Annotated in this window: 26 protein-coding genes; 25 read left to right on the top strand and 1 reads right to left on the bottom strand. The window is 58.4% G+C overall.

The window, feature by feature from the left end:
• Positions 1-57: 57 nt before the first annotated feature.
• The 25 genes from ABIB06_RS32105 (at position 58) to ABIB06_RS31985 (ending at position 18,415) form a co-directional block, all read left to right on the top strand.
• The gene (locus ABIB06_RS32105; RefSeq protein ID WP_354069595.1) at positions 58-1,440 is read left to right on the top strand and encodes a terminase large subunit domain-containing protein; all 1,383 of its coding nucleotides are present in this window, start codon (positions 58-60) and stop codon (positions 1,438-1,440) included.
• The gene (locus ABIB06_RS32100) at positions 1,440-2,891 is read left to right on the top strand and encodes a DUF4055 domain-containing protein (RefSeq protein ID WP_354069593.1); all 1,452 of its coding nucleotides are present in this window, start codon (positions 1,440-1,442) and stop codon (positions 2,889-2,891) included. The genes ABIB06_RS32105 and ABIB06_RS32100 overlap by 1 nt, the downstream gene beginning before the upstream one ends.
• Positions 2,875-3,891 (top strand): hypothetical protein, encoded by a 1,017-nt coding sequence (locus ABIB06_RS32095; RefSeq protein ID WP_354069591.1) that lies wholly within the window; start codon positions 2,875-2,877, stop codon positions 3,889-3,891. Before ABIB06_RS32100 ends, ABIB06_RS32095 begins: the two co-directional genes overlap by 17 nt.
• Before the next feature lie 80 nt (positions 3,892-3,971).
• Positions 3,972-4,652: a hypothetical protein gene (locus ABIB06_RS32090; RefSeq protein ID WP_354069589.1), complete on the top strand. Its 681-nt coding sequence runs from the start codon at positions 3,972-3,974 to the stop codon at positions 4,650-4,652.
• A complete protein-coding gene (locus ABIB06_RS32085; RefSeq protein WP_354069587.1) occupies positions 4,649-5,623 on the top strand; it encodes a major capsid protein in 975 nt (324 codons plus the stop codon). Before ABIB06_RS32090 ends, ABIB06_RS32085 begins: the two co-directional genes overlap by 4 nt.
• Positions 5,624-5,634: 11 nt before the next feature.
• Positions 5,635-6,009, top strand: a complete 375-nt coding sequence (locus ABIB06_RS32080) for a hypothetical protein (protein ID WP_354069585.1) — start codon at positions 5,635-5,637, stop codon at positions 6,007-6,009.
• Positions 6,009-6,488: a DnaT-like ssDNA-binding protein gene (locus tag ABIB06_RS32075; RefSeq protein ID WP_354069583.1), complete on the top strand. Its 480-nt coding sequence runs from the start codon at positions 6,009-6,011 to the stop codon at positions 6,486-6,488. The genes ABIB06_RS32080 and ABIB06_RS32075 overlap by 1 nt, the downstream gene beginning before the upstream one ends.
• Complete coding sequence (locus ABIB06_RS32070) at positions 6,485-6,862, top strand: hypothetical protein (protein ID WP_354069581.1); 378 nt, start codon at positions 6,485-6,487, stop codon at positions 6,860-6,862. Before ABIB06_RS32075 ends, ABIB06_RS32070 begins: the two co-directional genes overlap by 4 nt.
• Positions 6,859-7,284 (top strand): HK97-gp10 family putative phage morphogenesis protein, encoded by a 426-nt coding sequence (locus ABIB06_RS32065; protein ID WP_354069579.1) that lies wholly within the window; start codon positions 6,859-6,861, stop codon positions 7,282-7,284. The genes ABIB06_RS32070 and ABIB06_RS32065 overlap by 4 nt, the downstream gene beginning before the upstream one ends.
• The gene (locus ABIB06_RS32060) at positions 7,274-7,678 is read left to right on the top strand and encodes a DUF3168 domain-containing protein (RefSeq protein WP_354069577.1); all 405 of its coding nucleotides are present in this window, start codon (positions 7,274-7,276) and stop codon (positions 7,676-7,678) included. Before ABIB06_RS32065 ends, ABIB06_RS32060 begins: the two co-directional genes overlap by 11 nt.
• Positions 7,679-7,912: 234 nt before the next feature.
• Complete coding sequence (locus ABIB06_RS32055; protein WP_354069575.1) at positions 7,913-8,308, top strand: phage major tail protein, TP901-1 family; 396 nt, start codon at positions 7,913-7,915, stop codon at positions 8,306-8,308.
• 8 nt (positions 8,309-8,316) lie between these two features.
• Complete coding sequence (locus ABIB06_RS32050; RefSeq protein WP_354069573.1) at positions 8,317-8,748, top strand: hypothetical protein; 432 nt, start codon at positions 8,317-8,319, stop codon at positions 8,746-8,748.
• Positions 8,748-9,092, top strand: coding sequence for a GTA-gp10 family protein (locus ABIB06_RS32045; protein ID WP_354069571.1), 345 nt, complete (start codon positions 8,748-8,750; stop codon positions 9,090-9,092). The genes ABIB06_RS32050 and ABIB06_RS32045 overlap by 1 nt, the downstream gene beginning before the upstream one ends.
• Positions 9,029-9,307: a phage tail assembly chaperone gene (locus tag ABIB06_RS32040; protein WP_354069713.1), complete on the top strand. Its 279-nt coding sequence runs from the start codon at positions 9,029-9,031 to the stop codon at positions 9,305-9,307. The genes ABIB06_RS32045 and ABIB06_RS32040 overlap by 64 nt, the downstream gene beginning before the upstream one ends.
• Positions 9,304-11,352: a tape measure protein gene (locus ABIB06_RS32035; RefSeq protein WP_354069569.1), complete on the top strand. Its 2,049-nt coding sequence runs from the start codon at positions 9,304-9,306 to the stop codon at positions 11,350-11,352. The genes ABIB06_RS32040 and ABIB06_RS32035 overlap by 4 nt, the downstream gene beginning before the upstream one ends.
• Positions 11,352-12,122, top strand: a complete 771-nt coding sequence (locus ABIB06_RS32030; RefSeq protein ID WP_354069567.1) for a hypothetical protein — start codon at positions 11,352-11,354, stop codon at positions 12,120-12,122. The genes ABIB06_RS32035 and ABIB06_RS32030 overlap by 1 nt, the downstream gene beginning before the upstream one ends.
• Entirely contained in the window at positions 12,119-13,861 is a 1,743-nt protein-coding gene (locus ABIB06_RS32025) for a hypothetical protein (RefSeq protein WP_354069565.1), read from the top strand. The genes ABIB06_RS32030 and ABIB06_RS32025 overlap by 4 nt, the downstream gene beginning before the upstream one ends.
• Positions 13,862-13,887: 26 nt before the next feature.
• Positions 13,888-14,565 (top strand): hypothetical protein, encoded by a 678-nt coding sequence (locus tag ABIB06_RS32020; protein ID WP_354069563.1) that lies wholly within the window; start codon positions 13,888-13,890, stop codon positions 14,563-14,565.
• A 50-nt stretch (positions 14,566-14,615) separates the two neighbouring features.
• A complete protein-coding gene (locus tag ABIB06_RS32015; RefSeq protein ID WP_354069560.1) occupies positions 14,616-14,984 on the top strand; it encodes a hypothetical protein in 369 nt (122 codons plus the stop codon).
• A gap of 4 nt (positions 14,985-14,988) precedes the next feature.
• Complete coding sequence (locus ABIB06_RS32010; RefSeq protein WP_354069558.1) at positions 14,989-15,888, top strand: hypothetical protein; 900 nt, start codon at positions 14,989-14,991, stop codon at positions 15,886-15,888.
• A gap of 2 nt (positions 15,889-15,890) precedes the next feature.
• Positions 15,891-17,159: a hypothetical protein gene (locus ABIB06_RS32005; protein ID WP_354069556.1), complete on the top strand. Its 1,269-nt coding sequence runs from the start codon at positions 15,891-15,893 to the stop codon at positions 17,157-17,159.
• Positions 17,159-17,464, top strand: a complete 306-nt coding sequence (locus tag ABIB06_RS32000; protein ID WP_354069554.1) for a hypothetical protein — start codon at positions 17,159-17,161, stop codon at positions 17,462-17,464. Before ABIB06_RS32005 ends, ABIB06_RS32000 begins: the two co-directional genes overlap by 1 nt.
• A 56-nt stretch (positions 17,465-17,520) precedes the next feature.
• Complete coding sequence (locus tag ABIB06_RS31995; RefSeq protein ID WP_354069552.1) at positions 17,521-17,814, top strand: D-Ala-D-Ala carboxypeptidase family metallohydrolase; 294 nt, start codon at positions 17,521-17,523, stop codon at positions 17,812-17,814.
• Between the two features lie 170 nt (positions 17,815-17,984).
• Positions 17,985-18,182, top strand: a complete 198-nt coding sequence (locus ABIB06_RS31990; protein WP_354069550.1) for a hypothetical protein — start codon at positions 17,985-17,987, stop codon at positions 18,180-18,182.
• Between the two features lie 59 nt (positions 18,183-18,241).
• Complete coding sequence (locus ABIB06_RS31985) at positions 18,242-18,415, top strand: hypothetical protein (protein ID WP_354069548.1); 174 nt, start codon at positions 18,242-18,244, stop codon at positions 18,413-18,415.
• A 101-nt stretch (positions 18,416-18,516) separates the two neighbouring features.
• Here the strand turns inward: ABIB06_RS31985 and ABIB06_RS31980 are convergent, their stop codons facing one another.
• Complete coding sequence (locus tag ABIB06_RS31980; RefSeq protein ID WP_354069546.1) at positions 18,517-18,759, bottom strand: hypothetical protein; 243 nt, start codon at positions 18,757-18,759, stop codon at positions 18,517-18,519.
• Position 18,760 lies beyond the last annotated feature (1 nt).

Genomic DNA, 18,760 nt, shown 5'->3' with positions numbered 1-18,760 from the left:
TTTTGTTTGTCAGCGAATCCGTGACGTGTTGGAATCCTCGCAAGGAAAGCGAGGGTATTGGTTGATATTCGTCCTCAGGCGGGGCCTCAGGAAAACTTCTTAGCCTCGTCGGCCGACATCGCCATCTACGGGGGAGCTGCAGGCGGAGGGAAGACCTGGGCTCTATTGATGGAGCCCCTGCGGCATACCCGCAACAAGGATTTCGGTGCGGTCTTCTTCCGTCGTGAGACTCCGCAAATCACGGCCGAGGGCGGTCTGTGGGATGAAGCGGAGAAGATCTACCCGCTCAAGAAGGCCAAGCCACGGCTAAGCCCTAGCCTGTCGTGGGAATTCCCCTCGGCGGCCAAAATCACAATGACCCACCTGCAGCACGAGAAAACCGTGCTGAACTGGCAGGGGTCGCAGATACCCCTCATCCTCTTCGATGAGCTGACGCACTTCACGCGCAAGCAGTTCATCTACATGCTGAGCCGCAATCGCTCGACCTGCGGCATCCGGCCTTACATACGGGCAACGTGCAACCCGGACCCTGATAGCTTCCTGGTCGATTGGACCGGACGGGAGAACGGCGGCGCCGGGCAGGGGCTCATCGACTGGTGGATTGGCGATGACGGCTATCCCATCCAGGAACGTGCCGGCGTCATTCGCTGGTTCACCTGCATCAAGGACACATTCCACTTCGGTGACACCCGAGAGGAGCTGATTGAGCGGTTCGGCCCGAAGACGAGGGCGCTTAGCCTGACGTTCATCCCCTCGAACATCTACGACAACAAAATCCTGATGGAAGCCGATCCGGACTACCTGGCGAAGCTGTATGCCCAGTCCGAAGAGCAGCAGCAGCGGCTTATTCATGGCAACTGGCGCTTCAAGTCCGAAGGTGGGCGTATCAAGCGCGACCAGATCATCCACCTCAAGCCGGGCATGCCTGTCCCTGACATGGTCCGTATCGTCGTCGCTGTGGACCCGTCGGGCTCGTCCACGGTCAACAGCAGCGAGGTCGGGATTGCGGTGTGTGGCAAGGGTGTCGATGGCAAGGGGTACGTCATCGAGGATTACTCCGGCCTCGTTACGCCCGAACAGTGGGCTAATCGCGCCGTCAACGCCTATAACCACTACCAAGCTGACAAGATCGTTGGAGAGCGCAACTACGGCGGCGACATGGTGAGGGCAACTATCCGCGGCGCCGATCGCACAGTGAACTATGGTGATGTCACCGCATCGCGCGGGAAGATTATCCGCCTTGAACCGATTGCCGCTTACTACGAGCGCCGTGAAATCATTCACTGCAAGGTGTTCTCGAAATTGGAGAACCAACTCTGCAGCTATAACCCCGAGACGATGGACCGAAGCCCTGACCGAATGGACGCCGTTGTTTGGGCGTTTACAGAATTGTTTATCTCACCCAGTATGGGGGGCATGAAGAAAGTCAAACTCGGTTAGTGCCTGTCGATACGCGCCATCCTGAATATGTCAAACATCGCGATGACTGGCGCAAGCTGCGCGACGTTATTGCCGGTCAGAAGGCGGTAAAGAACGGCGGTGAGTTGTATCTACCTCGCCTGGGTGGGCAGGAGAGAAACGCCGAGGGCAATAAGGAATACCGGGAGTATGTAGAGCGCGCGGTCTTTGTGAACGCCACGGCCCGGGTTTCCGAGACCTTCGCCGGCATGGTGATGCGCAAGCCGCCAGCTGTGGAGGCGCCGGCCGCACTGGATGCCATCCGCGAAGACATCACCCTGACCGGCAAGAGTTTCGACCAGTTCGCCGGTCAGGTCGTGAAGCAGGTCATGGACGTGAACCGCTGCGGCGTCCTTGTAGACTTCCCCACCGCTGAGAACCCTGAAGGCAGCGTCATTACCTTGGCACACGCGGAGAAGATGGGACTACGGGTCTACTCCTCCATCTATGAAGCCGAGAACATCATCAATTGGCGTACCACACGGGTAGGGGGCAAGACCGTCCTCAGCCTGGTTGTGCTGGAGGAATGCGAGCAGGAAGTAAGCACAAAGGACGCCTACGAGGTCGTTGATATCAAACAGTACAGGGTGCTCGAACTGAAGGAGGGCCGCTATCAGCAATCCATCTATCGCGAAGTCCAGTCCCAGTCCGGGCGCTCCACGTCGCTGCAACTCCATGCGCAGTATGCCCCGCTGAACAACGGCAAGGCTCTCACCGAGATCCCGTTTGAATTTTTCAGCGCGGAAGGAAATGACACCTGCATCTATGACCCGCTTCTGTCGGACGTCGCGGACCTGAACATCGCCCATTACCGGAACTATGCCGACCTGGAGCATGGCCTCCACTTCACCGGCCTCCCTGTACCGGTCGTATCGGGCGCTAGCACCGACGATGAGTTCCGTATTGGCTCGAAGACGGCTTGGGTGCTCGAGAACCCGCAAGCCTCTGCCAGCTACCTTGAATTCAAGGGAGAAGGTCTCAAGCAGCTCCGGCAGGGCATGATCGATAAGGAAGCCCAAATGGCCGCCCTCGGCGCCCGCATGCTCGCCCCGGAAAAGCGAGAGGTCGAGACGGCTGAAGCTTTGGGTCAAAAGCGGCAAGGGGAAATCAGCACGCTGGCATCGATCGCGAACTCGGTCAGCCGCGGTCTCACCCGCATCCTGAAATTCATGGCGGACTGGTCAGGTCAGGGCAGCACCAAGGTGTCGGTGAAGCTAAATACCGACTTCAATCCGCAATCCCTTGATGCTCCGACCATCACCGCGCTGCTCAAGGCCGTGGTCTCCAGCCAAATCAGCTCAGAAAGCTTCTATGAAGCCATAGTGAAGGGTGAGGTTATCAGCGGCGCCCGGTCCTTTGACGAGGAGAAGGTACTAATTGATGAAGATGCGGCTCGTCGTGAAGCCCTGATGCCTGATGAGCCAACGCAATGAAGCCCTCGCTGAGAAGCTGAGGAAGCGTCAGCTTTACCTGCTTCGGCACCAGGTCTCGTTCCGTAACGAGATATCCGCTTTCCTGCGGACCTTGGAAAAAGGCATTGCGGCCGAGATTATCACCATCTCTCCTTCCGAGCCTGCGCGGGAAGCCTATCGCCGGCAGCGAGTGGACAAGCTGCTCCAGGCGGTCTCGACGCTGATATCGAAGACCTACCGAGACATAGGCAAGCACGCGACCCGGGAGCTGCAGGGCCTGGCCGAGGTCGAAAGCTTTTTCCTGCTCCAGTCCGTCAATGAGTTGATGGGTACCAACCTCCGCAATATCGCCCTTGACGCTCCGGCCGCGCTCGCCCTGGTCAAGGACACCATGATGTCCGGCGCCGTCCTGCAGGACTGGTTGGATGAGCAGTCGTCATGGATTAAGGACCGGTTCGCCCAGGAGATGCGAATGGGTATCGTCGGCGGGGAGAGCGATGCCGAGATGGTCGGCCGCATCCGTGGGACATCTGAACTGAATTACACTGACGGGCTCATGGAGATGTCTCGTCGGAAGGCCAAAATCCTCGTCCGGGGCGCCAGTAGCGCGGTTGTGCGAGAAACCCGGACTAAATCCGTGCTGGATAATCCAGATGTCTTCAGCGGTATCCAGCAGGTCAGTGTGCTGGACGGACGGACATCGCACACCTGCATCTCATACGCAGGGAAGGTGTGGGTGTTGCCCGGTTACAAACCCATCGGACACAATCTTCCCTACAACGGCGGCACCCCGCGGCACCCGAATTGCCGCAGCACTGAGATCCCTGTCATCGCAGGTGAGCCCGCAGCTGACGACATCGGCTTCGACGATTTCATCAAGGATAAGCCGGATGCTGAGCTGAACGAGCTGCTCGGCCGTGGTCGCGCTGAACTTTATCGCGATCAGAAGATCACGTTGTCCGGCCTCGTCGACCAGGCCGGTCGTCCGCTCACTCTCAAACAGCTTCGCGAAATTGTTTGACGAATTCACTGTATCGGACTCATGATTCAGCATCGGTACCTTTAAGGAGCTGAGATAGTAACAAGTCGGGGACTTGGAAAGTGAGTGAAGTTGATCTGAATGCACCTGAGGTGAAGGCCGCAATCAAGGCTGAAGCCAAAAGGCTGCTCGACGAAGAGGCCGGGGGCCTCAAGCGAGCGAAGGAAGAAGCTCTCGACGAGCTGAAGGAACTTAAAAAGAAATACGAGGGCATAGACCCCGCTGAGTTCAAGAAGCTCAAACAGAAGATGCAAAAGCTGGAAGACGAAGGGAGAACCCCTGAGGAAATCCAGAGGCGCATTGAGGAAGAGTTTGCTCCCAAGCTTAGTCAGGCTGAGCAGGACCGGGACGATGCTGTAAAAAAGCTTTCCGACCTTCAGATTGATAACCAACTCACGTCTGCTCTCATTGAGAATGGTGTGCCGAAGGAATTCATCCGCGCGGTCAAGGCAGACATCCTGTCGACTTCGCGGGAGAAGATGCAAGTCAAGGATGGCGGGGTCATTGTTGACGGAACTCCTGTAGCTGACTTCGCGAAGAAGTGGGCGGGCGATGAGGCAAACAAGCCCTTCATCTCTGCTCCCGACAATCGCGGAGGCGGTGGTGGAGGCGGCGGTGGCGGCGGAGCCGGCACAGCAAAGAAAACGTCCGAAATGACGCGTGCTGAGAAGTCTGAATTCATTGCGAAGGAAGGTCTCGAAGCATGGAAAGAGAAATTGAACAATGAAAGTCCGTCCAAGTGACAACCACCCGCACCAACATGGTGAACTATGACGAGCAGTTCGCCGGAGCGCACTATGAGCGCATCATGCAGAATACAAACGTGTTCAACGCCGCCTCGAACGGCGCGTTGGTCATGGTCAATGCCTTTAAGCAGGGCGACTTCGACCGTGAGTCCTTCTTCAAGAACTTCACTGGCCTGAGCCGCCGCGATGCTACCAGCATCGCTGATGCCGTTGCTGCGACCTTGGGTCAAGAAGAGGACATCGCCGTAAAACTCAAGCGGAAGTTCCTCGCCGATACCACCCGCGATGCCTTCCGTACCATGGGCTATTCCATGGAGCTGTATGCCCAGATCATGGGTGAGCAGATGGGCGACGAAACACGGCAGGAAGCCCTTGAGCGCGTCATTGCCGCTCTTGACGCTGCGATGCAGAACGAAGGCGATACCATCAACCTCGATGTGAGCGGAGACGGTCAAAACGGCAAGATGAGCCACGTCCACGTCAATAACGCGATGAAGAAGCTTGGCGACAAGTCCAGCAATGTCATCGCCCTGGTGATGTGTGGTGCAGCCTTCCACGACTGGGCGGGCGGGATGCTGGGCGGTGTTGCGCCTCAGTTCAACGACTCCGGCATCAGCGTCTACAACGGTGGTGTTCCCACCTTGGGCCGCCCGGTCATCGTGACCGACAGCCCGACGCTTTCCGCAAACGGCAAGTACACCATTCTCGGGCTGCAGCGCGGAGCGGGTGTCGTCAACATCTCCGAGCAGACCGACGTGGTCTTCGACGACATCACCGGCAAGGAAAACCTCATCAAGCGTTGCCAAGCTGAGGGCGCCTATAACCTTAAACTGCGCGGCTACAAGTGGAACACCGTCGGCGGCGGGAACAACCCGACCTCTGGCACCGTTGCGACCGCGTCCAACTGGACCCGCAACGCGACCAGCCACAAAGACCTGCCGGGCTTCCGCCTGGTGGTGAGCCAATAAGGAGCAACACCATGAAAATCGGTTATTACCATCACGGCCAGCTTGCTGACTTGGCCTTCGCCTCTGTGCTGTCCGTCCGCCGCATCTCGGTATGCGAGCGTAATGCCAGCATGTTCGGCCCAGCTGATTTCGAGTCGGAGTTCACTGAAATTATCCTCGATGAAGGCCCGAACAGTGTGGTCATCCGCGAAGGATACGAAGCCCGAAGCATCACCGTCCGCACCCCGGACGAATTCCTGGAGAATGTCGCGAAAGCGCAGCCCTCCGCTCCGGCCGAGGACAAGCTGAACCCTGACAAGCCCCGTGCTAAACCGCGCGGCAAGAAGCAGGGCGAGCCCAAGCAGCCTAAGACCCAAGCTCCGAAGGCGGAAGATCCCGTCAGCTAATGCAAGTCGGCGTTGACGCATATGCGAGCGTTCAGGAGGTCACGACCTACCTGAGCGCTCGCGGTGCTTCTACGGCATGGGCAGCAGCCACAACCCAGGCAAAGGAAGCGGCCATCATCGAAGCCACCAGCTTCCTCGACGTATCTTTCAAGTGGAAGGGCGCTATTGCCGACATCACTCAAACCCTAGGTTGGCCTCGTGACTGTGTCTGGGATCGGGAAGGGCGCCTGCTCGAAGACATCCCCACAATCATCAAGAACGCCACCGCGGAACTCGCCAACCTTGCCCTGGGCGGTCGGCTCCAACCAATGGAGCTGGTGTCATCTGGTGGTGCGGTGAAGAGCGAGCGTATCGGGGACGTACAGGTGGATTACGACCTCACCCAGGTCTCAGCCCAATACGACTACCTCCGCACGATGCTGCGGGGAATCGGCGGGATGAGCACGACGACGGGAATGGCGAAGCTTGTCCGGACGTGAGCATCAATACTCGCCTTGCCGCCCAAGTCGCCGGGATGCTCACGCGGCATGGTTTTGATGTAACCCTGCAACAGGGGTCTTCCGAAACAGGTGGCGACTTTGATCCTGAAAATCCGACATGGACCGATCTCACTACGGTGAAGGCGGTTTGGGACAACCCGCGTAATCAGGTGAAGGGGCTGAACGACGGCGGCGCCGCATCAATGGTCAGCCGGCGAATGACCATTGCCTACCGTGAGGACCTGAAAGCGACCGAGGAGGCAATCGGACTGCGTGTCGTCGTGAACGGCGTCCCCAGCAATGTCCTCGCCGTTTCTGAAATAGGCTCAAAGGTCGGGCTGCGGCTGATGCTCGACGCGGGGACGGAACAATGACCGTGCGCGGCGTAGACAGCTTGGTGCGGAAGCTCTCCCAAATACCTGCGAAGGTGTCTAACCCGGTCAGCAACGCCTTGCTGGCTTCTGTGGCTGAGATGAACGGGCACGCCATCATCCGCATCCAGAAGAACAGCGGCTCCGGTCGCGCCTACAAGCGGGGAAAGCGCATCCACATCGCGTCAGCACCTGGTGAGTTTCCGAACACGGATTACGGCGAACTTGTCCGCAAGATGTACTACCGACTGACGGACCCGCTGGTGGCCATTTGGGCCAATAGCTCCAAGCATGCTCTCCCGCTTGAGGTAGGGACAAGCCGCATGGCACCGCGTCCTTTTGCGCGGCCGACATTCAAGGCTTTGATGAAGCAGGCAACTGAACGGGTAGCCAGAGCGATGAAAGCAGGCCTCAATGGCCGATAACGCGCGCGCCCTTCTTAAGCAGGCCGTGGCGGTTCTGAAAGCTAATCCAACGCTCGCCGGCATCGTCGGAGAGCGGGTCGTTGGGGCGGTACCGAAAAAGCCAGTATACCCCTTCGTCCTTATCACCTGTAACAGTGTTCCATTCTCCTCCCAGTCCTTTGCAGGAATGGAGCACACCCTTCGTGTCCAGGCCTTCGCCCGTGAGAACAAGCCGGGCACCGCACTCGTGATGCGTGAAGCCATCTACAACTCGCTGAATCGCAACGAAGTTAATCTCGCCTTGCCAGACAATGAACTGGTGATGATTGAGTTCGACGGGGTGGCCGGATGCTTCCCTGAACCTGACGGGCGCACCTACCAGTCCTTCATCGAATTCAAGGTCCTCGCAATTTAATGTTGCGCGCTTTCCGAAATGCGGTGCAAGATTCTTTCCAAGGAAAGCGTATGCGTTGAGTCAAGTTCGAATGCTGAGGAATCACCTGTACTCACCTGATGGTGCGTCCACGGTGCACCTCGATGCCGGGTCAGTTTATGAATTGCCCGAAGAGATTTCCCAGAAATTGATTTCTGAAGGCTTGGCGGTTCTCGAACCCAAGGCCAAAAAGTCCACCAAGGAAAGTTAGAGGAGATGCCCGCAATCAAGGGACGGAATGTCCTGCTGAAATATTACAACGGTACCGCTTTTGTCGCCGTCGGCGGCGCGCGTCAGGCCGACCTGAGCATCAACAACGAGCCGGTCGATATCACGAACTCTGACGATGCTGGCATCCGCAAGCTCCTCGAAGGAGCTGGGGTAACGTCCATCACCATCAAATTCCAGGGCGTCTACGTTGAGGACGCTGCTGCTACCGCGATGCTGACCGATGCGATGGTCAACGCCCATCGGAACTACCAGTTCGTCCTGGGTGGGAAAACCTTCACAGGCTCCTTCATGATTACCAGCTTCAACCCCACAACGACTTACAACGGCGCGGCTGCCAACAGCCTGAACCTCGAAAGCGCCGGGGCAGTAGTACTCAGCTAAGGAGAACCATGATGCACTCAACATTCCGCCAACTTCTGTTCGCCGCGACGGCGCTCGTCGCCCTGTTCTCTGCCGATGTGCAGGCGCAAGCAGCAACGGTCAGCACCACCGATCTGTCGGTCACGGGTCTCGCGCTTACCGGGATGCAAAACGCCGCCAGCACCAACTACTTCACCAACGACGGTTACAGCGCCCTGCTCATCAAAGGCGGTGGCTCCGCTGTGACTGCCACCATCGTCACCCAGGCGACACAAATGACGCAGTCCGGATACGGCACAGTTACCCTGTCCGACCAGACCGTCAGCATCCCCTCGGCGACTTATGTCATTACCGGGCCGTTCCCTGTCGGTCGATGGAACAACACCACCAGCAGCACCGTCCGGGTCAACATGAGCGGAACGGCGGGGGTGAGTTTGACCGCGGTAAGGCTACCCCAATAATGAGTGAGCGCCTTCGCAACGAATACACCATCACCTTAAAGGGTGAGGAGCATGTGATGCGCGCGACCTTCGGCGCCATCCGTGGCATCGAACGTGACCTCAAGACCAATATTATCCCGCTTCTGATGAGGTTGGAGCAAATGGGCCTGGAGCAGGCCGCAATCATCGTCTGGCACGGCCTCAAAGGCTACGGCGACACGGCCATGACGCTGGATGATGTCGGTGAAGCGATCCTTGATATTGGACTCGATAACCCGGACCTGATGACTTCCATCGTTAAATTCGCTGGCCATGCACTGAAAGGCGCGGAGATGGGAAAGCCTCAGAAGGCTCCGGCGGAGTAACGGAGTTTCCCTGGGAGGATGTCATGTCCTCAGCGATGGGAATTCTTATGTGGTCTCCGAAAGAATTTTGGGACGCCACCGTTTACGAGTACACTTCTGCGATGAAGGGTTATCTGCGGTCCAAGGGCATCAACACGGTTGATCCGGTGTCTCGCAACGAATTCCTCGCGATGAAGCGAGAGGAAGAGGGCAACAAGAGAAAGCGAGGTAATTGAGTCAGGTCCTCGAAACCCTCCTTGTTGAGCTCAAAGCGGACGTAAAAGGCCTACAGGGCAGTCTCAACACCGCAATCCGCGATGTACGGACCTTCGAGTCTCAAAGCAACCAAATCACCACCAGCGTGGGGAATATGTTTGCGCGCCTGCGCACGCAGGTGCTGGCTTTCGCGTCGGTATGGGCCGCATTCCGGGTTGGCAAGAGCTTCGTCGATGCCGGCGTTCAAATGCAATCCCTCACCGCGAAGATGGGTGCTGCCACGGGTAGCGCCAACATCACCGCGGAATCACTCGCATTCGTGCGGAGTGAGGCCCAGCGCCTGGGTCTCGACTTCAGGTCCATTGCGGACGGCTTCGCCAGCTTCGCTGCCTCCGCCCTTCGGTCAGGACTGACCTTCCAGGAGACGAAGGACATCTTCACGGGTGTGAGTGAGGCCGCGACCGGGATGCGGCTGTCGGCGGAGCGAACCTCGCTCGTGTTCATCGCCCTCTCGCAGATGGCGAGCAAGGGCACGGTCAGCATGGAAGAGCTGAAACAGCAGCTCGGGGAAAGCCTGCCTGGCGCGCTGCAGGTGTTTTCGAAGGCGATGGGCAAAGGGAATGCAGAGTTCATCAAGATGGTCGAGAACGGGCAGGTAACGACCCGCGACCTCATCAAGCTAGGGCAGGGGCTGAAGAGGGAATTCGGCGCTGCGGCTGAGGAAGCCGCTACCGGTGCCCAGGCCGCTTTTAACCGCTTAGGTAATGCCCTCTTCGAGCTGCAGGCGAAAATCGCCGAGAGCGGCTTCCTGGATGCTGTCACGAATTCAGTGAAGGAACTAACCAAGCAGCTCAACGACCCCGCGACCGTCGAAGGAATGAAGGCGTTTGCCGAATACCTTGGGGACATTGTTTCCGTAGCGGCAAAGGCGTCCGCCGCCCTAGGCAACGTCCTTAGCCACTTTCGAGACCGACAACTGGCATTCAAGGAGCTGAGCGGCGGCAACAATATGGCCTTTATACCGGAGGCGCAGATAGCGGAACGTGTCGAAGCCATCCGGCTCCGGCGGCAAGTCGTCAACGCGCCTTATAGCCCCACCTCGACGCCCGGACCGGATGGCGGTCTTCTCGCCGGATCAACAGGAAGCGGTCTGCTTAGTGGCGGCCTCGGCGGCGATAAAGGCAGCACGGGCGGTTATACCCTGGGTAAGTCCAGCCCGCCCGGCGTTTCGGCGGCAGCGCAGCGGGCGGCAGACGCTCGGGCAGCGCTTCGTCAGCGGGTAATGCAGCAAAGCTCCGGCCTCATCTCCGAGACCGACCCGAACAAGGTAGATGCGGCTGAGGCCATGGCCTCGCTAGAGAAGCGTCACCAAGAAGAGCAGGATCTGCTGGAAAAGGCCTTGAACAAGAAGGCCGTCACCCAGGAGGAATTCAATGAGCAATCTCTCAAGGTTGAGCTGGATTACCAGTCGCGCCTGGCCGAACTACGCAAGCAGTATCGTGATGCCTTCCTCAGTGACGAACAGGCCGCTGCAGAAGGCTTTCTTGGCGTCCAAGTGGATTACCAGGACAAGTCTGTAAAAGAGCAAGGGCAGAGCTTTCGCTCCAGCATCCAACAGGCTGCGCAGCATAACAAAGCATTCTTCGAACTGGAGAAGGCCGCATCCCTCGCTCAGGCATTGCTGTCAGCCCGACAATCTATCGTCGATGCCTACAAATTCGGGAACGCTCTTGGCGGACCTCCTCTTGGGGCAGCATTCGCCGGCGTCGCCGCTGCGGCCCAAGCCGCGAACATCGCCGCCATAGCCTCCACGTCATTCGGTGGCGGTGGCGGGGTATCGTCTGCTGGCGCAGGTGGCGCAGGTGGCGGAGGGGGCGGTCCGGGCGACACGTCCAGCTCCAGCTCTTCGGGCGATTTAGCGGAGGCGCCGACCAAAATGGTGCGCGTGGAGCTTCATGGCGATCCCGACGGCTTCTACTCCATCAACACCATGCGGAAGATTATCGAAGGGCTGAACGACGCCCTCGCAGGCGGCTCTCGCCTCAACGTGGTGACGGTGAGCTGATGCCGACCTCGAACGCCCGGCTCGGTTATATGAACTTGTTGGAGTACGGCACGGTCGTCGCGTCCAGTGAGGACCCGGAGTTTCCGGTCGCAAACTGCTACGACTGGAAAACGGGGGACTGGTTCAAGCCAGCTGCGAGCGGCACCATCACTATTGATTTGACGCTCCCCAGCCCGATGACGGCGGATTATTTCGCCTATTACGGACAGGACCTCTACCAACTCAGCGGTTCGAACAGTATCCGCCTCCAGTATTGGAATTCCGGGACCGGCACGTACATCGACGCCTTCGCCGCCATCCACCCGGACGACAACTCGCCGCAATTTAAAACCTACAACAGCCGCACCACGGATAAGTGGCGGGTGGTGGTCGTCGCCACAGACGTGTTCTCGCTGAACTGCATCTCGTTTGGACCGCAGCTCACTCTCGAATACGGCATGTACCTCGACTGGACACCGCCGATCTTTGCGCGCGACACCCAGCTCATCACCAGCCGGGCGGATGGCGGCGCCTTCCTGGGGCGCAGCGTGATCTCCAGGGGCATCGCCACCGACATCATCGTCCAGGGCGCCAGCGACTCCTGGATGCGGACGAACTGGCTGGACTTCGCGGAAGCGGCGGAGAAGCGGGCGTTCTTCTTCATCCCGGACATCACCAACCACCCCGATGAGGCCGTGTACTGCTGGGTGGAGGACCAGGTTCCAAAACCGGAGCACACAAACTACGGCTACATGGGCGTCGTCATCCCGATTAAGGGGCTGGTGGAGTGACGGACTTCGATACCATCAGGGTGAGGGTAGGGCGGAAGCCGATCACCATCGTGGAGCTTGTGCTGGATAGCTGCGCGAACGTGTACGGCTCGGCGCCATGTACCGCCGCCGTCGGCACGACAGGCACGCAGAAATGCTTCAACACCTATAAGAGCTGTCAGGATACCGCGAACTACAGCAAGACGACGAAGACCTACAAGTTCACGGAGAAGTCGTCCTTCCTGCCCATCGGTGAGAATGTCTTCCCCTGCATCAGCTCCATCGACATCGCACCCACGCAAATCGACCCAAAAGGGTTCTCGGTCAGCGCTTCGGTGACGATCACGCTGGAGGACTTCCCCCACCACGACCGGGGTGTGGACCCTTACGTGAGCACGCGAAGCTATACGCCGAACGACCAGGGCACCTTCTTCGGCAAGCTTCGAGCCAGGAACATCTATATGGAAAACCGCGTGCTGAAGGTCAGCACCGGGTATATCGAGGATGACCGGGTAATCTACACCCAAAGCCGCACCTACTTCATCGACCGGCCGATTGAGATTTCGGCAAATGGCACGGTGAAGATTGTCGGCAAGGATGCGCTGCGCTTCGCCGACGCAGAGAAGTCCAAGGCTCCGGCGCAAAGTCAGGGCGTACTGAGCGCGGCCCTGCTTGCCGCCGCCACAACTTTGTCGCTGCTGCCAACCGGGGCAGGGGCCGACTACCCGGCCGCAGGGACACTCCGCATTGACGATGAGGTGCTGACCTACTCCAGCAAGAGCGGGGACACCCTCAACGGGGTGACACGAGGGACTGATGGCACCACAGCGGACGACCACGATATATCGAGCAAAGTGCAGCTGTGCCTCCGCTACACTGCGCAGACCATTCCCTACATAATCAATGACCTGCTGGTGAATTACGCGGGGCTCGATGCCTCCTACATCACCATAGCAGACTGGAACACCGAGAATGGCCTGTGGCTGTCCACCTTCACGTCAACGGTGCTGCTTACCCAGCCGGAAGGGGTGAAAGACCTGCTCGAAGAGATTATCGAGAGCACGGGTTGCATCCTGTGGTGGGATGACATCGCGGCCCAGGTGAGGTTCAAGGTCATCGCGCCGCCGCTGCCGTCCTCGCCGCCACTTATGATTGACGAGACCAGCAACATTCTCGCCGGCTCATTCGTGGTGTCGGACCTCCAGAAGGAGCGTATCAGCAAGGTTATCACCTACTACTCGCTGAACGCGCCGACCTCCGATCTGAAGGCCGAGAACTTCAAGAGCGTGTCCATCCAGGTGGACGTTACCGGCGAAAGCGTGAACGCCTACGGCACGGCGGCCGACCGGGTTATTCTCAACCGCTGGGTGCCTACCGACCAGCTTGCTGCCGAAATAGGCGCGCGGCTACTCGGTCGCTTCAAAGATACGCCCCGCCAGATTTCCTTCCAGCTCGACGCGAAGGATGCACTCAACACCGGGGACCTCGTAGACGTGGCGTCCCGGATGATCCAGGACGAAACCGGCGCTCCCATTACTATCCGATACCTGGTCACAGAATGCCGGGAAATGGTTGTGGGGAGTATCTACGCTTTCAAGGCGATACAGGTGCAAAGCACGACGGGCAGTGCAGCGCTCATCGCGCCGGATGCAACACCGGATTGGACCGCAGCGAGTGACACAGAGCGTCGCTCCTACATGTTTATCAGCAACGACGCCGGACTGATGAGCGACCTTGCCCAAGGCCCGCATATCGTGTGATGATTCTTGCAATGAAAGCTCTGTAGTTGACGACTTACACCACTCTCGCAGATGCCTCCCTAGCGCAAGATAAGCCTCTTACCCAATCAAACGTGCGCGCTTTGCGCGATAACCCGCTCGCTATTGCTGAAGCCACCTCCGGCGCCCCCGCAATAAGCGGCGTGAACCCCGGTACAGTCCAAACTGCAAGCGCCTCTGCGACGCTCACATTCACGAACCTCCCCACCAAAGATCTAATCGAATTTGAGCTGATCTCGCTGAAGCCAGCGACCAGCGGTGCCGTGCTGCAAATGCAGGTTTCTACCAACAATGGCTCGTCCTGGGTCACTAACTACTCCTATGCGAAACGTATCTCTGAGGTGTCTACGGGAGGCGTGGCATCGAGCACCCAGGAGGGGGAATATACGGGCACCAAGGTAGACCTCAGCCAGACCTCCGGGGGCGTGAACAACGGGAGCAACAACCCATTGTGCGGCGTAGTCCAGTTATTCAGCGCTGGCTCGACGACACTCGTCAAACAATTGACGTGGTCGTGTACCCACGCAAACAACACTAGCTCCGGTATCGCCTTCGTATCCGGCGGCGGCTTCGTGGGCGTCGCGACTTCGTCTCAGATTAACGCCGTAAAATTCTATTTCAGCAGCGGCAACATCACGAACGGCTCCATCGCAATGCGTTCTCGGCGCAACACTGCGACGAACTAATTGCCATGGATGCAAAACCGCGCTCTAATCAACCAACGAAAGATAACGGAATGAAACTCCGACTGACTGCGGCACTTCTGCTGCTTCCAATCCTTTCCCACGCGCAGGCATACGGCTCCGGTGTTGACGGGCAGAGCGTTTTCCAAGTCAGCGAAACCCGCACCTTGAACTACACAGGAACAGCTTCGCGGACATTGGTGCTGCCTTCGGACACCCGTGTGGTGCGTTACGCGGCGACCACAGCGGTACACAAGAAAGAGGGTGGGTCCACAGTTACCGCCACGACAAACGACACACTGCTGCCGGCGAACACCCCGGAGTATTTCAAGGTTCTTCAGAACCCCAGCAGGACGACCTACATCTCTGCGATTCAAGACGCTTCCGGCGGTGTTCTCTACATCGACCTAATGAAGCCGTAGTCTGATGCGGCGACTCGTCCTCGCCATTGCCCTGCTGACTGCGGGGCTTTTGTCGTGTGCGCAAGCCGCAACAATTATCGACGGCACCCAAGTAGCCGTGATGGCGGGCTTCCCCGGCCGCATGGGTCCTCTCCCCGCTGCCTCGACCGGATATTCAATTCGAAATACCGAGACCACTGCGATCCTGGCTGCGATGTCTCCACAGGATACGTCGCACACCATCGCCATCGACACCGTCGTTACCGACTTCAAGTCTTCGGGAATTTGGACCAAGCAAAAAGTCATCTACTTCTTGGCGGCGAGCGATGCCAGCGCTTCCGCGATTAACTGGAAAAACCCTGTCACCAACACCCTTGTCGTGTTCACAGGTAGCCCGACATTCACGGCCGACCGTGGGTGGACCTTCAATAACACTTCAGCCCTGAACACGGGTTTCAACCCGACAACTGCTAGCATCGCGCAGAACAGCGAAAACCTAAGCGTGTTCATCCTGAACAACGTGGCGGCTAATACCTATGCGACCGGCACATCTTCCACGGCGATTATTCCCCGACGGTCAATTGGCGACAATGTTAGCGGGTTTTCGCAAAACAACACTTCAACCACTGGGGCGGCGGGCAGCTTCAGCACCAGTGTCGGCCTAACGTCGTTTGACCGTTCTGTTGCGGGAAATTTCATCGTCTACAAGAACGGGGCCGCTGTTGAAACGCTTACTCGCGCTTCTGTGGGTGTGGACAATGACTTCCTCTACATCGGCGCCAAGAACTCCGCCACGGGCGCAATCAACTCCGGCGGCACTCACCAAGATGCCTTCGTTGCGATGGGGGATAGTCTGAGCGCTGCGCAACAGGCGAGCCAAAGCGCAATCGTTCTCACGTACATGCAGGCCGTGGGCGCTCAATAGCAATGAAAGCGAAGCACATGAAATCCCTAATAGCCGCGCTCTGCCTGATGGCAGCGTCGGCGTTTGCCGTCTCTCCCACCATCATTCCGGTTGGGCTGACCGCGAACGTCCTCAACGCCATTCCCTCGGCGTACCCGCCCGTCAGCACCACGGAGCTGCCAGACACGCCGGCACGGGTTATTCAGATCAACAGTTCAGTCACGCTCGTGGCGGGGAGCCAGTATGCGAGCTTCCGGGTTGACGGCATTGGCAGCACGCCGGACCTGAACCACCTTTCCCGGAATGCGGACCCAGCCCTCATCAGCGCGCAGGACCCGGACTACAACGATTATCGGGATTTCGAGTGGCTTCACGCGCTATGGGTTGACCCGTCCAACACTGAGAATGTCCATGCCCTGGCCCACGTCGAATACCACGGGCACCGCTACCCCTCAATCTCAGGATGCACCGGCGGGTATCAGGACTGCTGGGCCAACGTCGTCACCGCGCTCTACAGCACCGATGGTGGCGTTACCTTCAACCGGTACGCTCCTTCGGACAGCCTCGTCATTCGCAACAACTTCGGCTACGTGCCGAATGTCGGCCATGAATACGGCTTCACCAACCCCACCAACATTATCCAGGTCGGCGACTACCTCTATGACGTCGTCTACAGCCGCCAGCACATGAACCAGAAGGAGGGGAACTACCTCATCCGGAAGCACGTCGATGCAGAGTGGAATGACTGGTACATCCGCCGCCTGACGCAGTGGCGCAGCCTGAAGACTGAAATGGATATGGACGGGCAGGACCTCGGGAAGATCATCAACCTGGGCGTCGTCCGCGGTACATCGCTGGAGGCCAAGTTTGACGACACCACCCCCATGCGCGTCCACAGCATCAGCAAGCGCGAGCCGACAGCCAACGCCTCCGCCACCTTCGTCGCCCTTATGAGCGCGAAGAAGCCCTTCGACCGCGCCGACGACGGTTACTACATCGCCCTGTCTACGGACCTGATTAACTGGACGGAACCCCGGCATTTCGTTTGGGCGGATTACCGCAAAGACATGCAGTGCGCAGAGGACCCTTCCGCGACGAATGTGCAGGTCTTCCGCTATGGCGCGTTGATCGAGCCGGGGAGCACTGAGCCGAACTTCGAGACCATTGGTCAGACGCCGATGCTGTACGCCACGATGATTAGCTATCCCGCCTGCACCGGTAGTGGCGCGACGGAGAAGCTGGTCAAGTTCAAGGTCTACGGCGATGCCATCTTCCGGGATGTTTATCCATAGTGGCAAACGAACTCCCCGCCATCAATTGGTACGAGAAACTGGCCGACTGGGGATGGTCGGCCTTTGGCTCGTTGTGCGTGATGGTGATTGGGTGGGTTCTGTGGATCAACCGGCAGTTCAACGCAATGCGAAGTGATCACGATGCGTATAAGCTCCACGTGTCTGAGAATTATGTGAAAAAATCGGACCTGAGCGTGATGAAAGCCGACATAGCCGCCGACTTTAATGAGGTAAAAGAAGGTCTGAACCAGATCACTGACCTTCTCATGAAGCAGAAAATCGGAACGACTGCTCGTCGCCGGTGAGATTCTTTAAGCCCGTAGAATTCGATAGCCCGGACGCGCCTGGCTCTGGCGCGAAGATGCATCCGGGCTTTCTGTCAAAACTCGATGTGGCGCGCTCTTTCTGCTCATTCCCATGGCGGGTGACGGCGGGTTATCGAACCGCCGCACATAACAAGCTGATCGGCGGCGCCAGTGCGAGCCGACATCTGACCGGGGAGGCGGCCGATATCGCATGCACTGACAGCTCGTCGCGTTACGCCATAGTCGCCGCAGCCATCAAGGCGGGGATCAAGGGGATTGAAGTGTGCGACCGACACATTCACCTCGATAACCGGTCCAAGCCGACGCTGTGGAGCGATAAGAGCAAGTAGACAGATAGCTGGCCCCGTGTCAGCTTGACCTTACCCGCGGCGCTGCTCCTGTTGTAACGAGCGACGTAAGACGGGAAGGGCCGCTTCCTCCCCCCCACCCATCAGCGGCCTTTTTTCTTTGACACATTGCCAAGCTCGGCTCACCCTTTGAATAAGGAAAGGGTAAAAGCTTGGAAGCACTGAAGCTCCTCTACACCATCATCAAGAGCAACCTCGGCAAGGTAGCCATCGTCTTCGTCCTCAGCGGCGTGATCGGTGTGCTCGGCCTGGTACCTGGCACCGAAAACCTCAGTAACGCCGTCGGCAGCCAAATCACCAATATCAAGACCACGCTCGGCACGGCCGCCAGCCCCACCATCGTGCAGTAATGCCAGCGTGGCTTACCTCAGCCGTCCTCGCTATTTGGGAGATCCTGAAGCCGTGGCTCATGCCTGCCGGCGCCGCAGTTGTTGGCTCCGAACTCCAACAAGGACGGCAAGCTGAAGATGCGCTGGACCATATCGAGGAAGCCGACAAAGCTGCTGCAGCTTCTCGCGGCTGGTCTCCTGCTGACCGCCTGCGCTTCCTCGAACAGCGCGGCCGGGTGCGCGACATATCGTAGATACGCGCCAACAGTTTCCGTGAACGACACAGAGGCCACGATAGCGGAAATCACAACCCTCGATGTCGCGATGGAAGCGGCGTGCAAATAAAACACCCCGCCTAAGCGGGGTGGTCGTCTTTCATGATCTCGTAGAACAGTTCGACGAGGAAGTGCTTATCCACCTCGGTCAGGGGCTGGCTCCGGTCCCGGAAAACAGCATACCCGATGTCGATAGCCTCTCGCCGGGTCACGGTGTCCTCGGTCTCGATCATCGAGCGATAGGGCTGCGCGATGGTGCCGGCCCACTTCATGTACTCGGCCCGCGAGCCGGGAAACATGCTGCGTGAGATTCTGATGGTCATG

The sequence above is a fragment of the Bradyrhizobium sp. LB8.2 genome, assembly GCF_040548035.1.
GTDB lineage: Bacteria > Pseudomonadota > Alphaproteobacteria > Rhizobiales > Xanthobacteraceae > Bradyrhizobium.
The sequence above is the reverse complement of the archived record's forward strand: the minus strand, read 5'-3'. Positions and strand labels throughout refer to the sequence as shown.